This is a genomic window from Cryobacterium sp. MLB-32 (assembly GCF_000738085.1).
Taxonomy (GTDB): domain Bacteria; phylum Actinomycetota; class Actinomycetes; order Actinomycetales; family Microbacteriaceae; genus Cryobacterium.
This window is the reverse complement of sequence record NZ_JPRS01000310.1, coordinates 1-1,382: the sequence shown is the minus strand read 5'-3', so window position 1 is coordinate 1,382 and position 1,382 is coordinate 1. Positions and strand designations below refer to the sequence as shown.

Annotated in this window: 1 protein-coding gene and 2 pseudogenes; all 3 read left to right on the top strand. The window is 61.1% G+C overall.

The window, feature by feature from the left end; genetic code table 11:
• Positions 1-54: 54 nt before the first annotated feature.
• A pseudogene (gene rpsM, locus JF66_RS18000) lies at positions 55-430 on the top strand (30S ribosomal protein S13).
• A gap of 45 nt (positions 431-475) precedes the next feature.
• The gene (rpsK, locus tag JF66_RS17995; protein WP_035880172.1) at positions 476-874 is read left to right on the top strand and encodes a 30S ribosomal protein S11; all 399 of its coding nucleotides are present in this window, start codon (positions 476-478) and stop codon (positions 872-874) included.
• A gap of 160 nt (positions 875-1,034) precedes the next feature.
• Positions 1,035-1,382: pseudogene (locus JF66_RS17990) on the top strand (DNA-directed RNA polymerase subunit alpha); the annotation flags it as partial.

The following is a 1,382-nucleotide window of genomic DNA, read 5'->3' as shown; positions in this document are numbered from 1 at the left end:
GGAGGCCGGTGTACAGGAACTGCTACAGACCTCCATCCAGTAACAGGAGACACAATGGCACGTCTAGCCGGCGTCGACATCCCCGCGCGACAAGCGCGTGGAAGTTGCATTGACTTACATTTACGGCGTGGGCCGCACGAGGGCACTGAAGACCCTCGTCGACACCGCGATCGACGGAAACATCCGAGTCAAGGATTTGAGCGACGACCAGCTCGTCCTTCTCCGCGACTACATCGAAGGAACTTTCAAGGTTGAGGGTGACCTCCGCCGTGAGGTTGCCGCTGACATCCGCCGCAAGGTGGAAATCGGCAGCTACGAGGGTATCCGCCACCGCAAGGGCCTGCCCGTTCGCGGCCAGCGCACCAAAACCAACGCTCGCACCCGCAAGGGCCCGAAGCGCACCGTAGCCGGCAAGAAGAAGGCGCGCTAGGCCCCGGCCTAGCCCGCCTAAGCCTTTAGGATTCAGGAGAAATTCATGGCACAAACTAAGTCGGCCGTACGGAAGCCGCGTAAAAAAGAGAAGAAGAACATTGCTGTGGGCCAGGCCCACATCAAGAGCACCTTCAACAACACGATCGTGTCGATCACGGACACCACCGGTGCCGTCATCAGCTGGGCCTCGTCGGGCCAGGTTGGCTTCAAGGGCTCACGTAAGTCGACCCCGTTCGCCGCACAGCTCGCAGCCGAGTCGGCTGCTCGCCAGGCGCAGGAGCACGGCATGAAGAAGGTTGACGTCTTCGTCAAGGGCCCCGGATCGGGACGCGAAACCGCGATCCGTTCACTTCAGGCCGCTGGCCTCGAGGTCGGCTCGATCAACGATGTCACTCCGCAGGCGCACAACGGTTGCCGCCCGCCGAAGCGCCGTCGCGTTTAATTCCTTTCGATGACCGAACCTGCCGCTCGTCGGCCGGTTCGGGCAACGACAAGCCGGCTGTCGACCTCTGCGTCGACGGCCGGCCTCGAACCCTTTCACAACTGGAAAACACGTCATTGCAAGTGTCATATAGCGGACACTTAGCCGAAAGGAATTAACAGTGCTTATTGCACAGCGTCCCACGCTCACCGAAGAGAACATCTCGGAGTTCCGGTCCCGGTTCATCATCGAGCCGCTCGAACCTGGCTTCGGTTACACCCTCGGGAACTCACTTCGCCGCACCCTGCTCTCGTCGATCCCGGGCGCTGCTGTAACCAGCATCCGCATCGATGGCGTGCTGCACGAGTTCAGCACCGTTCCCGGTGTCAAAGAAGATGTCACCGAAATCATCCTCAACATCAAGGGCCTCGTCGTCTCCAGCGAGCACGATGAGCCCATCACCGCGTACCTGCGCAAGCAGGGTGCCGGTCAGGTAACCGCCGCTGACATCTCGGCTCCGGCCGGTGTC

Excerpts from the sequence above, each read along its gene's own strand:
- rpsK (WP_035880172.1), top strand. The coding sequence starts at position 476 with ATGGCACAAACTAAGTCGGCCGTACGGAAGCCGCGTAAAAAAGAGAAG.